This is a genomic window from Sulfurimonas sp., from assembly GCF_050296975.1.
GTDB lineage: Bacteria > Campylobacterota > Campylobacteria > Campylobacterales > Sulfurimonadaceae > Sulfurimonas.
In genome coordinates this window covers 1-16838 of sequence record NZ_JBNKRX010000007.1, presented here as the reverse complement: position 1 = coordinate 16838, position 16838 = coordinate 1, and the positions used below count along the sequence as shown (strand labels likewise).

Sequence of the window (16838 nt, the reverse complement as noted above, 5' to 3'; positions counted from 1 at the left end):
GTGATATGAAACTCATAGGCTTTATTTACTGCACTAAACCCCTCTACGTTATAAATGCTGAAACTCCCATCAACTATAAACTCATTCTCATTACTTTGGCTCCCTAGCAGTCTTAGGCGTCCTTGGGTCTCTTGGTTGATGGTTTTTTTTAGGTCTATAAGTTTCATAACTTTTCTCAATATATATTGTTTTTTTAAGTTATACATTAACAAAGGAATATAAATATGTTATCACTTCTAAATGTTGTATATCATTTTTTAAAATTTTGAGTAGTTTTTACACACCTTTACATTCAGATTATCTATTCTTGCAGTTAAATAATCTACTCTATCTTTATATCGAACAAAAATAAAGAAATATCAGAGTATAATCAACAAAAAATTTTAAGTTTAATTATATGCTCAGAAGAACGCTCAAAAAAACAACAAAAAATAAAAAACTCAATGACTTTATAAAAAAATATAAAATTCCTCGTGAATATCTCTCCGGAAATCGAAGAATGATTGCACGAGGAGTCCTTATCGGGATATTTATAGCTTTCATCCCCATGCCTATGCAGATGGCAGCAGTTTTACTGTTTGTACCATTTTTCCGTTTCAATGTCCCAATTGCTCTAGCTATGTGTTGGTTAAGCAACCCTTTTACTATGCCGCCGATGTATTATATAGAGTATTTAACAGGTTCGTATATTTTAGGTATGCAACCCCAAAGTGTTGAACTCACTCTTGAATGGTTTTCAAATAATCTTGATGATATCTTTATACCACTATATTTTGGTACAGCCTTGTATTCAATTTTTGGTTCATTACTTGGATTTTTTCTCGTAAATTATCTTTGGAAAGGCTCTGTAGAAAAAGAGAAAAAAGAGCGTAAAGAAAAATAAAGTTTATTTTTTTAGTGCTCTATACATAAGATATGCACCAATTAAAATAAATGGAACACTCAAATATTGCCCAGTTGAAAACATCATATCTGTTGCATAATCAGCTTGTCTTACTTTAACAAACTCAACTAAAATCCTCACAATAAATACTAAAACTAAAAACAGACCAAATAAAAAGCCATCTTTTAATCTGTTTTGAGATTTAATATAGATGATAAAAAGTAAAATCGCTATAAATAGATATGCAAAAGCTTCATACAGTTGTGCAGGGTGACGAGGTATATTATCTACTCTTGCAAAAACTATCGCCCAAGGTAGATCAGTTGAACGTCCTAAAATTTCTGAATTCATAAAGTTTCCAAGACGAACAAAAAAAGCAAAAATAGCTGTTGGAATTGCAATTTTGTCTAAAAACCAGATGAAATTCAATGTATATTTTCGTTTGTATACATATATCCCAATTAATGCACCAAGCCCACCACCATGTGAGGCTAATCCACCTTTATGAACATACAATATCTCTAAAGGATGCGCTAAATAATACGCTGGTTCATAAAAAAAACAGTGTGCCAATCTTGCACCGATAACTATCCCAATCACTACATATAAAAAGATTGTATCTAGTTGCTGAGAATTTAGTTTTTCATATCTGTATATCCATTTCATAATCTCTAAACCAGATAACATAGCAAGTGCGAACAAAATCCCATACCAAAATACACTCATCTCACCAAAAGAAAAAGCTACAGGATCAGCATTCCAGATAAAATACTCCATTATTTTTTTAGAGCCTCAGCAATTAATTCTATTGGATTTTTAAACACAGTTTTTTCATTCCCTGCATAACTCATTGAAGCGTTAATCTGCATACGACATGCACTACACTCTGCACTTACAATCTCTGCACCAGTTTGCTCAATCATTGCTGCTTTTGGTGCACCTGCTGCTTTTGCAAAATGGTGCTTTTCAGTCTGCATCGTAATTCCACCAAATCCACAACAAGCATTTGGATCGCTCATCTCAACAATTTTATAGTTTTTGGAGATAAGATTTCTTGGTTCTTGATACACCCCTTGCATCTTTCTTGCATGACATGGGTCATGATACGTTACAATGTGAGTATTTTGTCTTTTAGACTCTAAAACTTTTTCTAGCTCAGTATGGTGTTGTAACCACTCTGTAGCCATATATACTTTTGACATTACAGATTTTGCACGGGAGCGCCAATCTAGCTGATCGTGGAAAAAATGTTCATAATCGATCTTTAACATTGCACTACAAGTAGCCTCCGGAACAATGATCGCTTCAATATCATCACCTAAAGATTCAAAATATCTGATGTTATGTTTTGCATTATATTCAACAGTATCAAAATCACCTGTAAAATATGCAGGAGCCCCACAACATTTTTGATCTTTTGCCAAAAATGCATCAATCCCTAAAGTATCTAAAATCTCTAAAAGAGAGTCTCCAATTGACTTATAGTTGTAGTTTCCTAAACATCCTATAAAAATGGCTACTTTACGCTTACCACCATTATCAATCTCTTCAGGATAGGAATTTAAAAAAGAGGTTTTACGCAAACTTGGCAGCAGTCTATCTGCTTTTATCATCGGCAATGAAAATCTTGGTTTCATTGAATCAATTTCAGCTTGGATTTTAAAACCACATGTTTGAAACACCCAGCCAAGTTTAAAAGCAAGATCATTTAGCCATCTGTGGCGTAAAAGTAAGAAAAATGCTTTTTTATACCAAGCGATTCCAAATTTTTTCGCGATATCTGCACGAGCTTGTTCTATAACCATGTCCGTTGGGAGTGATTTTGGACATACATCTACACAGTTTGTACATAAAAAACAGCTCTCAAAAATATCTTTTGCATTATAATCAAGCTCTAGTTTCCCACGTTTATATGCACCTAAAAGGTCAATAAATCCACGAGGAGAGGTTACCTCATCTGCATTAACTTTATGAATGGTACAAACGGGGATACACTTCCCACATTTGACACAATCATCTGCAGTTTGATCGAAATTAAATATCTCTTCTAACTTTTTATTCACTCTATCTATACCGTTTTAGAAAATGTTTTTTTACTACCAGCATGTTGGTGCATATACGCATCAAATGGCATTGCAATGTTTCTGATAAGTAGTGTACCTGTTTGACTACACTCAATTTTTTCATCATCGATTGTTATAAGCTCCTCAGCAGCAAAAGTTTGTAATTGCTCAATCGCATCTTTAAAATACTCTTTAAAGTTGATATTAAACTCTGCTTCAAAACGTTTAATGTCAAGTTTAAAGTTACTCATCAACTCCATAATCACATATTGGCGAATAAGATCATCTTCATTTAAAACAACCCCACGCTCAAATGGAAGTTTTCCCTCATCTATAGCTGCTTCATACAATTTCATATCTTTAAAGTTTTGTGCATAATAATCTACACCCTCACCGATAGAAGTAAGACCAACACCAATTAAATCAGCTCCGCCTTTAGTAGTATAGCCTTGAAAATTTCTATGTAATTCCCCTTTTTCAATCGCTTTAAAAAGCTCATCATCAGGTTTTGCAAAGTGATCCATCCCAACCATATTATAGCCGTTGCTTGTTAAGTAGTCGATCGTATACTGCATAATTTGGAGTTTTTCATCAGGTTGTGGCAAGGTTGTTTCATCAATTTTACGCATAGTTTTCTTTAACCATGGAACATGAGCATAATTAAATACGGCAAATCTATCTGGGTTTAATGTTAGTGCTAATTCTAATGTCTCTTTGAAAGTCTCTAAGTTCTGAAATGGAAGTCCGTAAATTAGATCAACATTAACAGAAACCATGTTGTACTTTCTGGCTAAATCCATTGCGTTTTTTGTAATATTGTAAGGCTGTACACGGTGTACTGCAACTTGTACTTTTTCATTAAAATCTTGTATACCAAAACTTACACGATTAAACCCAGCTTCACTCATTACACGCATCTGATCTTCATCAATGTGGCGCGGATCAATCTCACATGAAATCTCAGCATCTTTGGCAAAATTTGGAAAGTAAGATTTGATCTCGTCAATTATAATTTTGAGCTGATCGGCTGAGAAAAAAGTAGGCGTACCCCCACCAAAGTGCATCTGAATCACTTCACGTTTCATATTGAGATGTCCTGAGAGAATTTTTAGCTCACGTTTTAAGTACTCAATGTAACGAAGCATTTTGTCCTCTTTAGATGTAAAAACAACATTACACCCACAAAAATAACACGCATTTTTACAAAAAGGAAGATGAAAGTACAAACTTAAAGGACGAGCATCATCTTGACTTGCTAACTTGTTTAAATACTCATCATAACCAAAACTATCACTAAACTCCAATGCTGTTGGGTATGATGTATATCTTGGTCCTGGTTTTGAGTATTTTATAAATTTTGCGAAGTCTAATGACATGGCTGCTTCCTCTTGTATATTTTAATTTATAGTTTTTAAGAGGTAAAAATAAGAGGCTCAGACCGTAGGGAGGATTTGTCCTCTTGTTTTTAGCTCTTAAAAACGCCAATGCACCTCGGGATTATCTCTAAATATTGTTAATAAACCGATTAAATCTAAAAACTACTGTTTTTCTATCATAGTTGAGAGTTCTTTTACAATTTTTTTGAACTCTTTTAGCATCAAAGAAATCTCTTGAATATCAAAAGTTTCAATTTTATCAAGAAGATGTTGTGAATATTTTTGCATATACTCAATTTTATGTTGCAGTGCAATCTCTTCAAGATGTTGTGCAAACTGGGAGATGAGACCGATATCATTGCTTGTTTGTGCAGTTTTATATTCTGACATCACTTTAACTTCCAAAGCATCTAAAAATAGCTTTAAATCCTCTATATTCTCAACTTCTACTTTTTCTTCTATTATTGCAGTTTGTATTTTTTTGTATGGTAAAAATTTTTTTAACTCACTATAAAGCTGAGTTCTTGAAACTGGTTTACGCAGATATCCATCAAAACGCTGCTTTTTAAACTTTTGTAAATCTTTTTGCATCACGGAAGCAGTAAGTGCGATGATTGGAATATCAAAATCCTCTTTAATAATTCTTGTGGCACTATACCCATCAAGTTTTGGCATACGAATATCCATCAAAATAAGATCAAAACTCGTCTCTTTTACTTTAGCTACTGCATCTTCTCCATCAACTGCTTCAATAACTTTAACTGTAGTACCATCAAAACTCTCTTTTATAAGTAGTCTATTTTGTTCTATATCATCAACAACCAAAATTGTTGCACCTTCAAACTCTATGGAGTTTATCTCTACATCTTCCTCTTGAAGCACATCGTGTAAAGAAGCGATAGGCAACCCTCGTAATGTTAAAGTAAAAACTGAACCTTTGCCCACTTTACTTTGTACCTCTAAACTTCCATCCATTAAAATGGCTAGTTTTTTACAAATGGCAAGACCTAGTCCTGTCCCACCATATTTTTTAATGTCTTGATTTTCTTGTTGCTCAAAAACATTAAATATCTTTTCCTGAGATTCTTTAGCGATACCTATCCCACTATCAATGACATCTATCACTATATCTACCTGACTTAAATGTTCATCTGTTTTTTGCACTTTTGCAATAACTTTTATGAACCCCTCATCAGTAAACTTTAGAGCATTTCCTAGAAGATTGATAAGTATCTGTTTTAAACGAATAGCGTCACTGATAATTGCCTCTGGGATCTTTTCATCTACTTGTAACTCAAGTGTCAACCCTTTTTGTTCTACTTGTAAAGAAAATAGTGCAACACTCTCTTTAAGAATTTTTCTTAAATTTGTTTTTTGATGAATGATCTCAACCTTACCAGATTCTATTTTTGAAAGGTCTAAAATATCATTGATAAGAATTAAAAGATTCTCTCCTGAAGAGCGAATAGTTTTTATAAAAGATTTTAACTTTTTATCTTCTACTTTTTCATCTAAAAGCTCTGCAAAACCTAGTATAGAGTTCATTGGTGTGCGAATCTCATGGGACATATTTGATAAAAAATTTGACTTAGCTTTGCTTGCACTTTCAGCGATATTTGTAGCTTCTATCAGCTTTTTATTTACCTCTTTAAGTTTTTTTTCTGCACTTTTTCTTTTTGCTATCTCTAAACTCAGTTTTCTATTCCAAAACAGTGAAGCAGCAATAAGAAGTAAAAAAACTGCGGCTATCTCTACAACTATCGTATAGTCAATACGTTTTTCATACTTAACTTTCACCCATTTGTTATAAATTTGATTTCTTTGTTCTTCAGAGATAGCGTTTATCGCTTTATTTAAAATATCTATCCCTGTTTTATCCCAATCGTTTCTAAGTGCCATTCTCATCTGCAAGTTATACGTACTAATCCCTGAAACTTTTAAATTTGCATACCCTTGTTTTTGAATATAATTGCTTACTACTGGGAGTAAATCCATATAGGCATATGCTTCACCTTGTATAACTTTTTTCAAAGCTTCAATAATATCTTCTACCAAAATAACTTTGATTTGGGGATGCTCTTTTTGCACAATTTCACTTATTGCATACCCTTTAATAAGCACAACTTTTTTTCCATATAGCTCATGAATATCAGTAATATACGGTGTCTCTTTTCTTGTAACAAAAACTTGAGGCATCACTATGTAAGGTTTTGAAAAATTTACTTTTTTCTTTCTAGATGGAGTCTCCATAACACAAGAGTACATATCTGCTTGACGCGTATTTATTTTTTCGACACTTTCTCCCCATGTTGTAGTTGATTCTCTTACAAGATGTAAACCTGTTTTTTTTTCTATCAGTTTCAAATAATCACTCGTCATTCCAGAGTGTTTGTTTGTCTCTTTTGAAAGGTATTCTACTGGCTCCCAGTGGTTATCTATAACATAATGTATTGTCTGATGTTGACGAATCCATTTTTTCTCTTTTTGAGTCAAATTGATTCGTTCATTATCATTTCCAAAATCAAAATTTTTACTCCATTTTGCTTTGATAGCCTGTGTCTCATTAAATGTAATATCAGCAAAAGATTTTTGAATAATATTATAAAGAGTAGTTTTGTCTTTATCGATTGCTATGCTTACAGCTGTTGAAAAATCTGGTAATTTAGCTGCAATATGCAGATTACTTAACAAATTTTTATTGATGATATAGGTTCCAACAGCTAAGTTTCCAACATATGCATCAGCTTTACCTAAAGAGACCCATTCGAGTGACTCTTCATTTGAAGATGAGGGGAGCAATGTTAGTTTTGGATATTTTGTTTTTAGCCATTCATGGATATATGAAGACCTATTTATAGAAACTGTCTTACCAACTAAATCTTCCATAGAAGATATCTTTTTTCCCCTTTGTGTGATAATAATCATCGGTACGTTTACATAAGGTTCTGAGAAGTTAAGATACTGTTCTCTTTCTTGTGTTTTTACCGCACATACCAATCCATCAAGTTGTTTATATTTCATCTCTTCTAATATTTGAGACCACACCCCTGTTTTAATCTCAATTTTTAGTCCACTTTTTTTCTCAACTAAACGTATAAAATCTTCTGAGAGTCCAGTATGTTTTCCTTGTTTATCTACAAAATCAAATGGCGGCCAGTTATAATCACTTCCAAGAATAATTTTTGGATGATTTTTTATATATACTTTTTCTTCATTAGTAAAAGAGAGCGCACCAAAGAGTGTGCTCATAAAAAGGAAAAAAAGAAAAACAAAACGAAAAAATAGTTTCATTTTTACTCTTGAATAATCTCTTCAAATTTTGATAAATTTTGCTCAAAAAGCTCTACTAAATAAGGGTCAAACTGTGTCCCTTTTTTATCGAGAATATACGTAACAGAATCATTAAAACTCCAAGCTTCTTTATATACACGCTTATGTGCTAAGGCATCCAAAACATCTGCAAGAGCTACTATTCTTCCATAGATATGTATCTCTTCACCTTTTAAACCTTGTGGATATCCATTTCCATCCCAATGTTCATGGTGCTCATATGCGATAATATCCCCTGCTTTCATTAAACGTCTTTTAGAACTCTTTAAAAAATCATGTGCATTTGTAGTGTGCTTTTGCATGATTTTAAACTCATCTGCACTCAATTTTCCAGGTTTTTCTAAAATCTCATGTGGAATAGTAATCTTGCCTATATCATGTAAAGGGGAAGCGTAAAAAACTTCATTGATTTCAGTTTGTGAAAGTGTTCCATGTAATATTGCTAAAAGTTTTGATATCTCGGCAACTCTTTTAATATGTTTTCCTGTTTCATCAGAAGTTGATTCCATTAATTCTGTTAAAAGATAAATGATCTCTTTTTGCGTCTCTTCAAGCTCAGTTAAAAATCTTTGTTCACTTTGTATAACTTTGACACTTAGATCAAGATTGTTTTGTTTTAAAATAGATTTTGCTTTATAAAGTTCTAAATGGGTAGTGACCCTAGCAATCAATTCTTCCGCATAAAAAGGTTTAGTGATGTAATCCACTGCACCAAGTTTAAAACCATGTGCTATAGAATCAAGATCAGCTTTTGCAGTTAAAAATATGATAGGAATATCTTGCGTTTTTGGATCTTTTTTCAAGACCTCACAAACATCAAAACCATTCATCTGAGGCATCATAATATCAAGTAAGATAAGATCAAATTGTTTTGTTTTTATAATCTCTAATGCTTCTTTTCCATTCATTGCGAAAGAAAAATTATAATTATTTTCTTTTAAAATATTCATCGCGACTTTAATATTGTCACTTATATCATCAACAATTAAGACGTTATATGAAAACTCCATGAAACTCCCCTGTATTTAGAGATAAGAGTAACGATTATATCACAAAAAAATTTATTTCAATGAAAAATTATGCAAATTTTCCCGCTAGTTTTTGATACACTTCAGAGTTTTCAAGTAATTGTGTATGTGTCCCACTATCCACAATTTTTCCTTTTTGCATCACTAAAATTGTATCTGCATGTTCAATCGTTGAAAGTCTATGTGCAATAGTAATTGTAATCTTATCTTTTGTATATTCATTAAGCGCTGCTTGAATACGTTTTTCCGTTTCATTATCGAGTGCTGATGTTGCTTCATCAAAAAGGATAAGTGAAGAGTGTTTATAAATAGCACGTGCAATTGCTATACGTTGACGCTGTCCACCAGAGAGATTTGTTCCAGCTTCACTCATCATAGTGTGGATTCCATTTTCAAGTTCATTGACAAAACTAAGTGCATCTGCTAATTTTAAAGATTGCATCACTTTTTCTTCATCTATATGTTCTTCCCCATAAGCAACATTAGCGGCTAATGTATCTTGAAAAATATAGATACGCTGTGTAACAAAAGCTATATGATGCTTTAAAGAATTTAGCTCATAATTTTTGATATCTTCGCCATTGATTTTTACAACACCATTGTCGGGATCATAAAAACGAAGTAACATTGATATAAATGTAGACTTTCCACCACCACTATCACCAACAAGAGCTATATTTTGTCCCTCTTTGATAGTTACATTTACATTTTGTAATGCATACGAATCTTCATACATTAAAGATACATCATTAAATTCAACTGTATGAATATTATCTTCAAGCATTTTCGAACCACTTTTTATTTGTGGTTCAAGGTCGAGTACTTCAAAAACACGTTCACTAGCTGCAAGAGCATCTTGAATCTTCGAATATGTCCCTCCTAGTTTACGAATTGGCTCAAATAATAAAATCACAGCAGTAATAAAAGCAGTAAACTCTCCAACAGTCATTTTTGCATCATATACTTCACGCCCACCAACATAGATAACTGTTGCAAGTCCAATTACACCTATTATTTCTAAAATAGGTGAAACTATAGCACCTACATATACTGTTTTCATATTGATCTTAAAAAATTGCCAATTTTGTTCAGAGAACCTTCCTATTTCAAATTTCTCAGTAGCATTTGCTTTAATCACTTCTGAATTGTTAAACACTTCTGTTAAACGAGAAACTACATCTGCATTTTTTGACTGTGAGCGATGAGAATATTTTTTTAATTTTTTTGCAATCGACATAATTGGTGCTATAACTACTGGAACAACAACTAAGGTATAAAATGCAAGTAGTGGATTTAGATAAATAACATACCCAACAAGCGCTATAACGGCTAAAAGATCACGAAACATATCAGGTAGCATATTGGTAACAAAAAATTGGAGACGAGCAATATCATTTGTTACTCTTGAAATAAGTTCACCACTTCTATTTTTATACAGATATGCCATATCCATTGATATCATTTTTTCTAAAAGTATCTCACGAAAACGGCTAATAATACTCTGCCCAATATACTCCATAAAAATAGTTTGAAAATACTTTCCTATCGCTTTTGTAAAGTAAATTCCAATAAGACCTAAAGGGATTAGATAAAGCATCTCTTCTTTTTTTTCAATGAACATATCATCCATTAAAGGTTTCATAATATGTGCATTTCCAGCTGTTGCTGCAATTATCAATAATCCTGCAAAAAACACCATAATGTAATGAAACTTATACTCTTTTATATAAGGCCAAAATCGTTTAATAATCTCTTTCAAATATTTTCTCCTTTTAATCTTGAAGGTATTCTACACCATCACAACTTCCATTACCCTAAATTATGCTACAATTCCACGATTAGGAGAGCCAAGAAACGATGAAAATACCGCTACATTTAAAAATTAGAAGAAATTTCAATTCACTATTTAATTCTTTATTGGCTAAGATTTTTCCACCTAAAGCACAAACAGAATTATTGGATATTAACCAGATAAAAACTATAGCACTTATACGACCAAATTATCGTATAGGGAATATCATTTTTTTAACACCTTTAATCAATGAAATTGCAAAACAAAATCCAAATATAAAAATTGATCTTTTTATAGGAAGTCAAAGTGTGGGCAAAATTTTACAACCTATGCCAAATATTGACCAAATTATTGATATCTCCCGAAAACTGCTTATAAACCCTTTCAAACTATTCAAATTTATAAAAAATGGACGAGCAAAACAATATGATCTTTGTATAAACATCGCTTCACGCTCTTTAAGCTCACAAATCGTTACTTTGTTTATCAATTCAAAATATACACTTAGTTTTGAAGATGAAAAAAGCTGGGTACCTATTACACATAAAGTTCCCCATAGAAGGTTCTTTTCTCATGCAGCTTTACAGCCACTTGAAATTCTTGATGGTTTTGGTATTTTTGAGTATAAACATCCTTTAGAACTTGATATCAAACTAACTCCACAAGAGATTGAACAAGGTGAAAAAGCATTAAAACTTCTCTTACAAAACAATAATATTAATATTCCACAAAAAGTAGTAGCAATTTTTAGAAATGCACGATTTGATAAAAAAATAAAAGATGAATGGTGGAGTGAGCTTATTGACCAACTAAAACACCATAATAACGAACTCATTTTTGTAGATATTTTATCCCCAGATGTCCCATATAAACTTAATGAAAATGTTTTAGAGTATTCAAATAAAAATCTGCGAGAACTTGGCGCATTTTTTAAAGCTTGTGATACTTATATAAGTGCAGATACAGGACCTTTACACCTAGCTGCAGCTTCTAAAGCAAAATCTATCGGTTTATTTAACCATACCATTATTATTGCGTATGGTACATTAGGGAAAAATAACTTAAATATTGATATCAATGAGTTTTCGCTTCAAGAAACTGCAAAACAAATAAGCAATCATATCGCTTTAAGGTCATAAAAGAATGAAAGTTATTATAGTTAGATGTGGAGCTTTAGGTGATCTTGTTTATGCTACAAGTGTTATAGATGCTTTAATTTTACAATATGGGGATAGTGTACAAATTGACTTTGTATGTACTCCAGGAAGTGCTCAACTTTTTAAAAATGATCCTAGAGTAAATCAAGTTTTTCATTTAAAACACAAAAAAGTTCCAATATTTTTTAGTGTTGAAAAAAGAAAAATCATTACTTATTCAAAACAAAATATCTACGATTTATTAATTAACTTTGAATATGGCAGTCAATTTACAGACCTTTTAGAAAATATTGATGCCAAAGAGAAAATTGGTGCTCAATTTGAAGATATTTTAATTGATAAAAAGATCAATCGAGGAGAAGCCCAAAAGCTATTTCTACAGTCAAAAATTTCGCAAGAGAATTTAGCGAAAGCTTATCCAAAAGTTCATACATTAGAAGATGATGAAATTATGTCTAAATTTAATTTAAATCAAAACTATTTGGTTCTAAGTCCAAGTAATTCACATGTAAATCGCTCTGGCTTAAACCATAGAGCATGGGAAAACGATTCATGGACTAAACTTATTCAAAAGCTTTCAAATGAGATTCAAATAGTGATTGTTGGAGCAAAAAATGAACAAACTTTTTTTGAACGTTTAAGACCTTTTTCCAGTAATACTATCGATCTTGTTGGGAAAAACAGTATTGAAGAATTATCTTCTATAATTAAATTTGCTCAAGGAGTTATATGTACAGACTCTGCTGTTGGACATATTGCGGCAGCACTTAATACCCCTGTTTTTGTACTTATGGGACCAAATGATATCATTACAGATAGTCCGTATCAAACACCCCATAATAAAGTTTATCCCATCTCTTTAGAAATAGAGTGCTCACCTTGTTACAACACAAAAATCATGAAAGCATGTAAAGAAAATATTTGTATGAAAAATATCTCTAGTGAGTTAGTTTACAATAGAGTAAAATCAGCTATAGTGTGGTAAAATAAAAATATTTTAAGTTAAAGGTTCTTTATCTCATTGATTAAAAATATAAAAACAACAATTATTATTTCTGTTTATAAAAATGTAAAAGCATTGGACCTAGTTTTAGACTCCATTTTAAACCAGTCTATAAAAATAGATGAAATCATTGTTTCTGAAGATGGTAATTCATCCGAAATGAAAACTTTTATGCAAACTCTTAATATCCCTAACTTAATTCACTTAACTCAAGAAGATTTAGGCTGGAGAAAGAATGTAGCTCTGAATAACTCTATTAAAAAAGCATCCAATGAGTACCTGATTTTTATCGATGGAGATGTGGTTCTTCATGAAAGATTTATTGAGGGTCATTTGAGTTGTGCAAAACCAAGACGTGTCTGTGCAGGTAAACGGGTTGAGCTTGGTCAAAAATACAGCCAAAAACTTTACGATAAAAAATTAACTATTAAAGAACTATCTAACAGTTTTGTACGACGAATTATCTCCCTTCATAAAGATAAGGTGCGTCACTACGAAGATGGTGTATATATCCAACCAAATAGCTTTCTTTTTAAGCATTTTATTTCAAAAAAAAACATCAACTATCTTATAGGATGTAATTTTTCTTGTTTTAAAAAAGATATACTTTCAATAAATGGTTTTGATGAAGATTATAAACTACCTGCCATTGGAGAAGATGTAGATATTAACTGGAGATTTCGTGCTAATGGAACAGAAGTGGTCTCTTGTAGAAACATTGCAAATGTGTACCATCTGTGGCATAAAAAAGGTTTTGGTAGCAATGAGGGTGCAATTAATAATAAAATCTTGAAAAAGAACTTTGATGCTAATCGTTTTGTATGTATCAATGGAATTGAAAAATTAGATGAAGGAGAACAGAAGTGAAAGGCATAATATTAGCAGGGGGGAGCGGAACAAGACTATATCCGATTACAAGAGGAGTAAGTAAACAGTTAACTCCAATCTATGATAAACCAATGATATACTATCCACTTTCAGTACTTATGTTAGCAGGTATAAAAGAGGTACTTATCATAACAACTCCAGAAGATCAACAAAGTTTTAAAAACTTACTTGGTAGTGGAAAGGAAATTGGTATGCGTCTAGAATATGTAGTGCAACCATCTCCAGATGGTTTAGCACAAGCATTTCTACTTGGTGAAGAGTTTTTAGATGGAGATGATGCCTGTTTAGTACTAGGAGATAATATCTTTTATGGACATGGTTTTACTAAATTACTAGCTAAAAGTATAGAGAATGCAGAACAAGAAAAAAAAGCAACAGTATTTGGATACTATGTAAATGATCCTGAACGTTATGGTGTGGCAGAATTTGATGAAGATGGGAATGTTATAAGTTTAGAAGAAAAACCTAAAAAACCTAAATCAAACTATGCAGTAGTAGGACTATACTTTTACCCTAACGATGTAGTTAAAAAAGCTAAAGAGGTAAAACCATCTGATCGTGGAGAATTAGAGATTACAACACTTAACCAAATGTACCTTGATGAAGAGCGCTTACGTGTAAAAACAATGGGACGTGGATACGCATGGCTAGATACTGGTACTCATGAATCTTTATTAGAAGCATCTTCATTTATACAAACTATTGAAAACCGTCAATCATTAAAAGTAGCCTGTATAGAAGAGATAGCATATGAGATGGGATATATCTCTAAAGAACAACTTTTAGAGTTAGCCAAACCATTAAAGAAAAACCAATATGGGCAATACTTAATTAAACGCGCAAACCAACCAAGAGGAATGGGGAGATAATGAACTTTATAAGAACAGAGATTCCTGATGTAGTTATTTGTGAACCAACTGTGCATGGTGATGAGCGTGGTTATTTCGTAGAAACTTTTCGCGCGGATAAACTTCAAGAATTCCTAGGTTATAAAATCAACTTTTGCCAAGATAATGAATCTAAAAGCTCTTATGGAGTGCTACGTGGTTTACATTACCAACTACCACCCCATGCCCAAACTAAACTTGTACGTGTAATACAAGGACGTGTACTAGATGTAGCAGTAGATATAAGAAAAAACTCACCCACTTTTGGAAAACATGTAGCAGTAGAATTAAGCGCTGAAAATAAAAGACAACTTTTAGTCCCACGTGGATTTGCTCATGGATTTGTAGTGCTTGAAGATGATACAGTGTTTGCTTATAAAGTTGATAGCTACTATAGCCCAGAGTGTGATCGTGGTATTGCATTTAATGATATAGATATCGGTATCGACTGGCAAGTACCACATGACAAACTTAACCTCTCTGCAAAAGATAAAGTACAACCTAAACTAAATGAAACAAATGATCTCTTTGAGTATGGAGTCAATTACTATGAATAATATTCTAGTAACTGGATCAAGCGGTCAACTTGGAAATGAAATAATTGAACTTTCAAAAGAGTTCCCTGCAAACTACTTTTTTACAGATAGAGAATCTTTAGATATTACAGATAAAGAACAACTCAGTACTTACATCCAAAAAAATAACATAGATACTATCATTAACTGTGCAGCATACACAGCGGTAGATAAAGCTGAGAGTGATGTTGAAAATGCCAATAAAGTAAACCATCTAGCTACTAAATACCTTGCAGAACTAGCAAAAGCAAATAACATCAAACTAATACATGTAAGTACTGACTATGTATTTGACGGTAAAAACTTTAAGCCATACACAGAAGATGATAACGTAAGTCCAAATGGAGTCTACGGAAAAACGAAACTTGATGGCGAAATAGCACTACAAGAGATAAACCCTAAAAACTCAATTATCATTAGAACATCATGGGTATATAGCTCTTATGGAGCAAACTTTGTAAAAACTATGCTACGTTTAGGAAAAGAGAAAGAGAGTTTAGGTGTTATCTTTGATCAAGTGGGAACGCCAACTTATGCAAAAGACTTAGCAAAAACCATCTTAGAGATATTACCAAAAATCGATAATGAAAGTGTAGAGATATATCACTACTCAAATGAAGGTGTACTTTCTTGGTATGACTTTGCAAAAGAGATTATGCGTATGGCAAAACTTGATTGTCAAATTAATCCTATTGAAACAAAAGAGTACCCAACTCCAGCAACACGTCCACACTATAGTTTACTAAATAAATCAAAAATAAAACAAACATTTAATATAAATATTCCATATTGGAAAGACTCACTTGATGAGTGTTTACAAAAACTAGGAGAGAGAAGATAATGAAATCAATTTTATTAACAGGTACAGCAGGATTTATAGGCTCAAACTTTACCCCTTACTTTTTAGAAAAATATCCAGAGTATACTTTAATCAATTTAGACCTTTTAACATACGCAGGGAACTTGGAAAACCTTAAAGAGTGTGAAAGCAATCCTAGATATAAATTTATAAAAGGGGATATCTGTAACCGTGAATTAGTAGAGTTTATCTTTAATGAGTATGACATTCAAGGAGTTATTCACTTTGCAGCAGAATCTCATGTAGATAACTCTATTAAAAATCCTGGAGTGTTTGTAGAAACAAATGTAAATGGTACATTTACACTTTTAGATGTTGCTCAAAAGTACTGGATGGAAAAACCATTCACTTATAAAGAAAAATATAACAACTGTAGATTCCATCATATCTCTACTGATGAAGTGTATGGAACATTATCAGATGATCCTAGTGATCTTTTCACAGAAGAAACACCATACGCTCCAAACTCTCCATACTCTGCGAGTAAAGCATCAAGTGATATGATAGTAAGAAGTTACCAAGAGACATATGGACTTAATACTGTAATCACAAACTGCTCAAACAACTATGGACCTAAACAACATGATGAGAAACTAATCCCTACTATCATCAGAAAAGCACTTGCAAGTGAAAATATTCCAATATACGGCGATGGTAAAAATATAAGAGATTGGTTATATGTACTTGATCACTGTAAAGGGATAGACTTAGTGTACCATACAGGTAAAGTTGCAAATGTATATAACGTTGGTGGAAGAAATGAAAGAACAAACCTTCAAATAGTTGATCGTATCTGTTCAATCTTAGATGAAAGAGTTCCACAAGAAAACAACAAAAGTTATAAAGAACTAATCACTTTCGTTGAAGATAGAGCTGGACATGACAGACGTTATGCTATTGATGCTACAAAACTGGAAAATGAGCTTGGTTGGAAAGCGGATGAGAACTTTGACAGTGGAATTGTTCTTACTGTTGATTGGTATTTGAAGAAGTATAA

At 32.4% G+C, this 16838-nt stretch carries 14 protein-coding genes; 8 read left to right on the top strand and 6 right to left on the bottom strand.

Annotated features, from left to right (window positions below; genetic code table 11):
- The first annotated feature begins 397 nt into the window (after positions 1-397).
- A complete protein-coding gene (locus tag ACQY56_RS01845; protein WP_428738941.1) occupies positions 398-883 on the top strand; it encodes a DUF2062 domain-containing protein in 486 nt (161 codons plus the stop codon).
- A 3-nt stretch (positions 884-886) separates the two neighbouring features.
- Here ACQY56_RS01845 and lgt read toward each other — a convergent pair whose 3' ends face one another.
- From lgt to ACQY56_RS01815, 6 genes are all read right to left on the bottom strand, one after another.
- Positions 887-1660 (bottom strand): prolipoprotein diacylglyceryl transferase, encoded by a 774-nt coding sequence (gene lgt / locus ACQY56_RS01840; protein ID WP_428738940.1) that lies wholly within the window; start codon positions 1658-1660, stop codon positions 887-889.
- A complete protein-coding gene (locus tag ACQY56_RS01835) occupies positions 1660-2946 on the bottom strand; it encodes a (Fe-S)-binding protein (protein ID WP_428738939.1) in 1287 nt (428 codons plus the stop codon). Before ACQY56_RS01835 ends, lgt begins: the two co-directional genes overlap by 1 nt.
- A gap of 5 nt (positions 2947-2951) precedes the next feature.
- Complete coding sequence (gene hemN / locus ACQY56_RS01830) at positions 2952-4322, bottom strand: oxygen-independent coproporphyrinogen III oxidase (protein WP_428738938.1); 1371 nt, start codon at positions 4320-4322, stop codon at positions 2952-2954.
- Positions 4323-4484: 162 nt separating this feature from the next.
- On the bottom strand, positions 4485-7613 hold the full coding sequence (locus tag ACQY56_RS01825) for a transporter substrate-binding domain-containing protein (protein WP_428738937.1): 3129 nt from the start codon (positions 7611-7613) through the stop codon (positions 4485-4487).
- A gap of 2 nt (positions 7614-7615) precedes the next feature.
- Complete coding sequence (locus ACQY56_RS01820) at positions 7616-8662, bottom strand: HD domain-containing phosphohydrolase (protein WP_428738936.1); 1047 nt, start codon at positions 8660-8662, stop codon at positions 7616-7618.
- Between the two features lie 67 nt (positions 8663-8729).
- Complete coding sequence (locus tag ACQY56_RS01815; protein WP_428738935.1) at positions 8730-10439, bottom strand: ABC transporter ATP-binding protein; 1710 nt, start codon at positions 10437-10439, stop codon at positions 8730-8732.
- Between the two features lie 158 nt (positions 10440-10597).
- Between ACQY56_RS01815 and ACQY56_RS01810 the strand changes: the two genes are divergently transcribed.
- The 7 genes from ACQY56_RS01810 to rfbB form a co-directional block, all read left to right on the top strand.
- Positions 10598-11611 carry a glycosyltransferase family 9 protein gene (locus tag ACQY56_RS01810; protein WP_428738934.1) on the top strand — a complete coding sequence of 338 codons (1014 nt, stop codon included), beginning with the start codon at positions 10598-10600 and terminating at the stop codon, positions 11609-11611.
- Positions 11612-11615: 4 nt separating this feature from the next.
- Positions 11616-12614 carry a glycosyltransferase family 9 protein gene (locus ACQY56_RS01805; RefSeq protein ID WP_428738933.1) on the top strand — a complete coding sequence of 333 codons (999 nt, stop codon included), beginning with the start codon at positions 11616-11618 and terminating at the stop codon, positions 12612-12614.
- Between the two features lie 36 nt (positions 12615-12650).
- Positions 12651-13499 (top strand): glycosyltransferase, encoded by an 849-nt coding sequence (locus ACQY56_RS01800; protein WP_428738932.1) that lies wholly within the window; start codon positions 12651-12653, stop codon positions 13497-13499.
- Positions 13496-14389 (top strand): glucose-1-phosphate thymidylyltransferase RfbA, encoded by an 894-nt coding sequence (rfbA, locus tag ACQY56_RS01795; RefSeq protein WP_428738931.1) that lies wholly within the window; start codon positions 13496-13498, stop codon positions 14387-14389. The genes ACQY56_RS01800 and rfbA overlap by 4 nt, the downstream gene beginning before the upstream one ends.
- Positions 14389-14964, top strand: coding sequence for a dTDP-4-dehydrorhamnose 3,5-epimerase (gene rfbC, locus ACQY56_RS01790; RefSeq protein WP_428738930.1), 576 nt, complete (start codon positions 14389-14391; stop codon positions 14962-14964). The genes rfbA and rfbC overlap by 1 nt, the downstream gene beginning before the upstream one ends.
- Positions 14957-15823, top strand: a complete 867-nt coding sequence (gene rfbD / locus ACQY56_RS01785; RefSeq protein WP_428738929.1) for a dTDP-4-dehydrorhamnose reductase — start codon at positions 14957-14959, stop codon at positions 15821-15823. The genes rfbC and rfbD overlap by 8 nt, the downstream gene beginning before the upstream one ends.
- Positions 15823-16838, top strand: a 1016-nt coding sequence (rfbB, locus tag ACQY56_RS01780) for a dTDP-glucose 4,6-dehydratase (RefSeq protein WP_428743706.1), incomplete at its 3' end; no start/stop codon positions are given. The genes rfbD and rfbB, both read left to right, overlap by 1 nt.